Here is a 7,589-nt window from a genome sequence, read left to right as displayed (position 1 = left end):
TCATCCGCAATGTGCGTGAATTACGGCCCAACCAGCGCACGCTGCATGGCGTCGACTGGTTGGCCGCTACGGACGTGTTGGCGTCGCGCGTTTATTTGGCCAGGCAAGCCTTGTAGGCACTCTTTTTCTCGGCACCCTTCAAGTCTTTGCCCTCAGCGCGGCAATCGGCTTTCTTTTGCTGTTTCGCGCTCAGCTTGCCTGAATTCAGACATTTCTCGATGAAGTCGGTGCGTTCGCTTCCGGAACGGGTTTCTGCCTGCGCCGCGCAGTTGGCTTCGTTGGGCGCACCGTTGCTGGCGGCGAAAACAGGCGCTGCGACTGCGAGGAACAGTGCCAGCAGGATCGATTTCTTCATGTTGTATCTCCTGGTTGAACTACATTGAGGATCGCTTTTTTTTTTGAGAATGGCACCCACGCATTCCACTGTCGCCTGCTTCCGGGACTTTCCACGGTCTGAGCCGGGACAAACGTCACGGCAAAATTTCGCGGGATGAACCGGTCGACGCATGCGACCACGTGCATGACCGCAATCATCTTACGGTTTTTCCGTGATCTCGATGACATCATTTTCAGGTTGCGTGATTTTCGATGCCGATTCGCGGCTGGTCACCAGCGACCGCGGTAAGCAACCCGACTGTTTTTGATTTGCATCAAGTCCCTGAAAACCTGTCAGTTCAACAATGGGCGCAACCATTCCAGGGGAGATTGACCATGCAGTCCGCTTCGTCGCACTCGGCATATTCGCAATGAATTTCACGACGCCTGCGTCAACCAATGCGAACGCGGGCCTGTCCGACCAGCAGGCGGCCCGGCTGCTGCAACAGGAAGGATTCAACGAACTTCCCGCCAACAAGCAACGCACCGCCCTGCGCATCCTGGCCGAGGTGCTGCGCGAACCGATGTTTCTGTTGCTCATGGGCGCAGGGGCGATTTATCTACTGCTCGGTGACCGCAACGATGCGTTCATGCTGCTCGGTTTCGTGTTCATCACGATGGCCATCACGATTGTTCAGGAACGCCGCACCGAACGGGTGCTGGAAACGCTGCGCGACCTTTCCAGCCCGCGCGCACTCGTCATTCGCAATGGCGAGCAAGTCCGGATTCCGGGCCGCGAGGTGGTCAACGGCGATCTGCTGGTCCTGGAAGAAGGCGACCGGGTGGCCGCCGACGGCGTGCTGCTGGAGTGCCATGACTTGCTGCTGGATGAATCCCTGCTCACGGGCGAGTCGGTTGCAGTGACCAAGCAGCGCACCGATCCGACGCCGGAGGTTGCGACCATCTTTTCGAACGAGGCTGCAGGCCGCATCTGGTCGGGCACGCTGATCGTGCAGGGCGGCGGGCTGGCCCGCGTGATCGCCACCGGCAGCTCCACCGCGATCGGTCAGATCGGGCGCACGCTGCAGAATCAGCCGCAGGAGCGCAGTCGGTTGCAGCAGGAAATCGGCACACTGGTAAAACGCTTCGCCATCTTTGGTATCGCCGTCGCCATGCTGATTGTGTTGCTGTACGGATGGACGCGCCACGATTGGCTCAATGGTTTGCTGGCAGGAATTACGCTGGCGATGTCGTTACTGCCTGAGGAGTTCACGGTCATCCTGACCGTGTTCATGGCGTTGGGCGCATGGCGCATTTCAAAAAATCATGTGTTGACGCGGCATACACCCGTGATCGAGGCGCTCGGATCGGCCACGGTGCTGTGCGTCGACAAGACCGGTACCCTGACCCAAAACCGCATGTCGGTCAGTGCCATTGTCATCGGCCAAGAGACGGTAATGATTGGCGCCGAACCTGGCGCCGCGCTTGCGCCTGCGGCACTGCAAGTGCTCAGGAGCGCCGTCCTCGCCAGCGAAACGACGCCCTTCGATCCGATGGACAAGGCGTTCCTGCGCTGTCTGGCCGAGCTTGATCCGGGGGACCGCGATGCCCGCCGCGACTGGTCGTTGGTGCATGAGTATCCGTTGACGCAGGCGGTCATGGCAATGACGCACGTGTGGCATGTCGCCGGACAAGAGCATGATGTGGTCGCCACCAAAGGCGCGCCCGAGTCGGTCGCACGCCTGTGCCGACTCGATCCGTCCCGGAGCGCCGCCGTCTTGCAGCAAGTCGAACAGCTCGCCGCCCAGGGCATGCGCGTGCTCGGCGTGGCCAGCGCCAGCTGCGTCGCGGCAAGCTGGCCTGCGACGCCCGACGGGTTTGACTTCACCTGGCTGGGGCTGGTCGGACTGGCCGATCCGATCCGCCCTGCCATCGCGCAAGCAGTCAGGGAGTGCCGGCAGGCAGGCATTCGGGTGGTGATGATCACAGGCGATTATCCTGCCACCGCGCGCGCCATCGCCGCGCTGGCGGGGCTGCCCGACGAGCAAGTCATCACCGGCGCGCAACTGGCGGCCACTAACGACACCGAACTGCGCGCCAGCGTACGTGACGCCACCATTTTTGCGCGCATATTGCCCGAACAAAAGCTGCGCCTGGTGAACGCCCTCAAGGCCAATGGCGAGATCGTCGCCATGACCGGCGACGGCGTTAATGACGCACCGGCGTTGAAGGCTGCGCATATCGGTATCAGCATGGGTGAGCGCGGCACCGATGTGGCGCGCGAGGCGTCGTCGCTGGTGCTGTTGAACGATGATTTTTCGTCGATCGTGCATGCGATCCGGCTCGGCCGTCGTATCTACGACAACCTGCGCAAGGCCATGACCTACGTGGTGGCGGTGCATCTGCCGATTGCCGGCATGACGCTGCTGCCTCTGCTGCTGGGCACGCCGCTTGCGTTTACGCCGGTGCATATCGTGTTCCTGGAGATGATCATCAATCCGGCCTGCGCCATCGTCTTTGAAACCGAAGAGGCCGACAGCGACATCATGTTGCGACCACCGCGCGCCATCGATGAACGCCTGTTCGGCACCCGCAATGTGCTGCTGGCGGTGTTGCAAGGCAGCGGTTTGCTGGCGGCCGTCGCCGCGGTATTTTTCTTTGCCTTGCATGCAGGCATGCAGGAGCAGCAGGCGCGCGCGCTCGCATTCACTTGTGTCGTGATTGGCAATCTGGGCCTGATCATCGCCAACCGCTCGCTGTCACACAGCATCTTTTCGCTACTGCGTAAACCCAATCCGGCCCAATGGTGGATGCTGGCCGGCACCAGCGCGGCACTGCTCGCCGTGCTGTCGATCCCGCCGCTGCAGCGCCTCTTCCATTTTGCTCCGGTCCATGACCGCATGATGGCCTTGCCGTTTCTCGCCAGCCTTGCCGCAGTTGGATGGTTCGAGCTGGTGAAATATGGCGGCCGGCTGTGGTCCGGCAGCGCGCCGCGCACATCCGACCGGCACGATGCGCCGGTCGCCGTTGATCAATAAACCATGGAGAACCTGCCGATGCGCGCCATGCCTGAGTCACCGTCGATCACCGAGTCGCAACCCGACACCCACCCGATGCCGCCGGCGATGGTTCCCGGCCAGCGCGACATCGAGCCGCCAACCGACCTCGACCGGATGCTGCATTCGATCATGGGCCGCGTCACGCTAGGCATTTCCCCGGTCAGTCTCGCGCTGGCCTGGGCCGACTGGGCGCTGCATCTGGCGGAATCCCCCGGGAAATGGCAGCGGCTGGCTGAAAAAGCCGTGCGCAAACAAGTCCGTCTGCTTAACCATGCGGCGCCGGCCAGCGCCGGGGTGGCCTGCCCGCCCTGCATCGAACCGCTGCCACATGACCGCCGTTTCAGCAGCGCGGCCTGGCAGCAGTGGCCGTTCAACCTGATCTATCAGAACTTCCTGCTGCAACAGCAATGGTGGCATAACGCGACCACCGGCATTGGCGGCGTCTCGTCGCATCACGAGCAGGTGGTGGCCTTCGTGGCGCGGCAACTGCTCGATCTGATCTCGCCCGTGAACCACATCGCGACCAATCCCGAGGTGCTGGCGGCGACCGCGCGGGACGGCGGACAGAACCTGCTGCGTGGCGCCATGAATCTGATCGAAGACTGGGATCGGGAGCGTGGCGGCAAGCGCCCGGCCGGGGCAGAGCATTTCCGGCCCGGCCACGAGGTGGCCACGACCAAGGGCACCGTCGTCCTGCGCAATCGGCTCATCGAATTGATTCAATACACGCCCACGACCAAACAGGTGCATGCCGAACCGATACTCATCGTCCCGGCGTGGATCATGAAGTACTACATCCTTGACCTTTCCAGCACCAACTCGCTGGTCAGCTATCTGGTTGATCAGGGACACACGGTGTTCATGATCTCCTGGCACAACCCGACCGCAGCCGACCGCGACCTCGGCATGGACGACTATCTGAAACTGGGCATCTTCGACGCCCTCGATGCGGTGCGCGCCATCGTGCCCGACCAGAAGATCAATGCGGTCGGCTACTGCCTCGGCGGCACCCTGCTGACCATCGCGGCGGCTGCGCTGGCCGGCAAGGATGGGACGTTGCTCAATTCGCTGACGCTGCTGGCGGCGCAGACCGACTTCACCGAGGCCGGCGAACTCACGCTGTTCATCGACGAAAGCCAGCTCGATTATCTGGAAGATTTGATGTGGCGGCAGGGTTATCTGGACAGCCGCCAGATGGCTGGCGCCTTCCAGCTGCTGCGCTCCAGCGACCTGGTCTGGTCGCGCATGGTCAACGACTACCTGCTGGGACGGCGCGCACCGATGACCGACCTGATGGCCTGGAACGCCGACGCCACCCGCATGCCGTTTCGCATGCACGGCGAATATCTGCGCCACCTGTTCCTCAACAATGACTTGTTCGAAGGGCGCTATCGCGTCAACGGCAAGCCGATCGCCCTGTCCGACCTGCACATGCCGGTGTTTGCCGTTGCCACCGAGACCGATCATGTCGCGCCGTGGCGCTCGGTCTACAAGTTCAATCTGGTGGCCGAAACCGATGTGACCTTCGTGCTGACCAGTGGCGGGCACAACGCCGGCATCGTCAATGAACCCGGCCACCCGCATCGGCAGTTCCGCCAGACGCACTGGCCAGCCGGCGAGCGCTATGTCGATCCGGATCGCTGGTACCTGTCGACCACCGCCGTCGCGGGTTCGTGGTGGCCGGCCTGGGTGCAATGGCTGGAACAGCATTCGAGCGGCTTCGCGCACCCGCCGTCGGCGGGTGCGCCGTCAACGGGTTATCCTGTGCTCGGCCCGGCGCCCGGCCAGTACGTGCTGGAGCAATAGGGCAATCGCCGATCACAACGGTCGCTCCGCCGCACTGACCGTTCGGGGTCGAACAGACGCGTGGCGCCGGGCATGTTACAAGAACCTCAACACTGCGACACATGGGCGAAGCATGCCCGCCTCAACATGATCGTGATTGCCGCGATGCCAAGGCACCGTGCGCAAACATGTCCATGATCCGTTCCAGAACCCATTCACGGTACAAGACAGCACTCGTATCTGCCGCAAAGGAAATACCCATGAACCAGCACCTGATGCGCATCACATTGGTGATCACGCTCGCAACGCAGGCACTGTTCTGTTCTGCCGAATCCGCACCGGCGCCGCTGCTGCCCCTGCCGCAACATGCGCAGGCCGCACATCTTTCCGCCGAGCTGCTGGAACACTTCCATTACACCGGGCAGCCACTGGACGCCGCCATGTCCGGAAAAATTTTCGACCGCTATCTGAAAACGCTGGACCCGGAGCGGCTGTTCCTGTTGCAGGGCGACGTCGATGAGATGTCGAAAGACCGCGAAAAACTCGGCGCCGCGATCATGAGCAATGATCTGACCATCCCGTTCGCGATGTTCAACGTGTATGCGCAGCGCGCCAGCGAGCGCGTCGCGACGGTGCGTGCGTTGATCAAGCCCGGCTTTGACTTCACCGTGCGCGAGAGCTATCAAATCAACCGCGAAAAAGCGCCATGGCCAAAGACCGATGCCGAAGCCAATGAGCTCTGGCGCAAGCGCGTCAAGAATGAGTGGCTGCGTCTGAAGCTCGCTGGCGAGCCGGCTGCGCGGATTGCCGTCAAGCTCGACAAGCGCTATGAAAACGATCTGCGCGAAGTCGGTCGCATCAAGAGCAACGACGCCTTCGAAACCTTCATGAACGCGTACACCATGGCCATCGATCCGCACACCAACTACATGGCGCCGGGCACGGCGCAGGACTTCGACATTTCGATGCGCCTGTCGCTGGTGGGCATCGGCGCGACCATGGCCGAGAAAGACGGTTTCAATACGGTGATCGAACTGATCGCAGGCGGTCCGGCGGCAGCATCCGGCAAGGTCAATGTCGGTGACCGCATCGTCGGCGTCGGCCAGGGCAAGGGTGCGCCGATGACCAACACCCAGGGGCTGCGGCTGGACGAAACCGTGACGCTGGTGCGCGGCGCGGCCGGTTCGACCGTGGTCCTCGACATCCTGCCGGCCGGGACGGCGACGGATGGGGCACACAAGACCATCTCGCTGGTACGCAAGAAAGTCGATCTTGAAGATGAGGCGGCAAAAAAAACCCTGTTGACGGTGCAGGACGCCGGTGTAACGCGTCGCATCGGCGTGATTACGTTGCCCACGTTCTATCGTGATTTTGAAGGTGAACAGCGCAAGGACCCGCACTTCCGCAGTGCCAGCGGCGATGTCGCCCGGCTGCTCGCCGAATTCAAGACCGACAAGGCCGACGGTGTCCTGATCGACCTGCGCAACAACGGCGGCGGCTCGCTGGCCGAAGCGGTCGCGCTGACTGCGCTGTTCACCGGCAAGGGGCCGGTTCTGCAGCAGCGTGATGCCAAAGGAAACGTGGTGGTCGACAGCGACACCAGCACCAACGTCGCATGGAGCGGTCCGGTGGCCGTTCTGATCAACCGCAATTCCGCCTCTGCCTCGGAAGTCTTTGCCGCCGCCATCCAGGACTATGGTCGTGGTGTCGTCATCGGCGAGCGCAGCTTCGGCAAGGGCACCGTGCAAACCACCATCAGCCTGGATGAACTGGTCAAGCAGCCGGTGCCGCAGTTCGGCGAACTGAAAATGACGATCGCCCAGTTTTTCCGCATCAACGGTGGCACCACGCAGCTGCGCGGCGTCACGCCGGACATCGATTTTTTCTCGGCCAGCAATGACGCCGATTGGGGTGAAGACAAATTCGACAATGCCGTGCCATGGATGCGCGTCACGCCGGCCAGCTACGTCGCCAACGGCGCGCTCAAGGCCGTCATCCCGACGCTGGCAAAGCGCAGCCAGCGCCGCGTGCAGAGCGACACGGAACTCAATCTGATCAAGGCCGAACAGGATCAGGCCACGTTCCAGAGAAAAAAGAATCTGGTGTCCTTGAACGAAGCCGATCGCCGTCAGGAACGCACGCTGTTGAGCGCGGCGCTGGAACCAAAAGCGGGTGGCAAACCGGGCTTGCCGACAACGCCGGGCGGCGCCGCAAAAGCGCATGCCGAACCCGATGACGGCCTCGAACCGGGTGAACGCGACCTCGCATCGGAACTCGCCGCCCGCTCGAAACACAAGACCGAAAAGGATGTCTTGCTCAACGAGGCCGCCCATGTCGTCAGTGATGAGGTCGATCTGATGCAATCAGGTAGCGTCGGCACGGTGGAGCAGGCCGCGCCCGCTGCGCGCAGCCGCAAACGACTGTGAGCGC

Annotated in this window: 5 protein-coding genes; 3 read left to right on the top strand and 2 right to left on the bottom strand. The window is 62.4% G+C overall.

What is annotated here, in order from left to right; all coding sequences use genetic code 11:
• Positions 1 to 91 precede the first annotated feature (91 nt).
• Positions 92 to 355 (bottom strand): hypothetical protein, encoded by a 264-nt coding sequence (locus RCH09_RS02205; RefSeq protein ID WP_326939397.1) that lies wholly within the window; start codon positions 353 to 355, stop codon positions 92 to 94.
• Between the two features lie 180 nt (positions 356 to 535).
• Positions 536 to 757 (bottom strand): hypothetical protein, encoded by a 222-nt coding sequence (locus tag RCH09_RS02200; RefSeq protein ID WP_326939396.1) that lies wholly within the window; start codon positions 755 to 757, stop codon positions 536 to 538.
• Here RCH09_RS02200 and RCH09_RS02195 point away from each other — a divergent pair.
• The 3 genes from RCH09_RS02195 (at position 747) to RCH09_RS02185 (ending at position 7,585) form a co-directional block, all read left to right on the top strand.
• Entirely contained in the window at positions 747 to 3,353 is a 2,607-nt protein-coding gene (locus tag RCH09_RS02195) for a cation-translocating P-type ATPase (protein WP_326939395.1), read from the top strand. The two genes, RCH09_RS02200 and RCH09_RS02195, sit on opposite strands and share 11 nt — an antisense overlap.
• Positions 3,354 to 3,428: 75 nt before the next feature.
• On the top strand, positions 3,429 to 5,180 hold the full coding sequence (locus RCH09_RS02190; protein WP_326939601.1) for a PHA/PHB synthase family protein: 1,752 nt from the start codon (positions 3,429 to 3,431) through the stop codon (positions 5,178 to 5,180).
• Positions 5,181 to 5,419: 239 nt separating this feature from the next.
• Positions 5,420 to 7,585: a carboxy terminal-processing peptidase gene (locus RCH09_RS02185; RefSeq protein WP_326939394.1), complete on the top strand. Its 2,166-nt coding sequence runs from the start codon at positions 5,420 to 5,422 to the stop codon at positions 7,583 to 7,585.
• Positions 7,586 to 7,589 lie beyond the last annotated feature (4 nt).

The sequence above is a fragment of the Actimicrobium sp. GrIS 1.19 genome (assembly GCF_035984655.1).
Classification (GTDB): Bacteria; Pseudomonadota; Gammaproteobacteria; order Burkholderiales; family Burkholderiaceae_D; genus Actimicrobium.
Note: the sequence above shows the minus strand (reverse complement) of the source record. Positions and strands in the feature narration are given on the sequence as shown.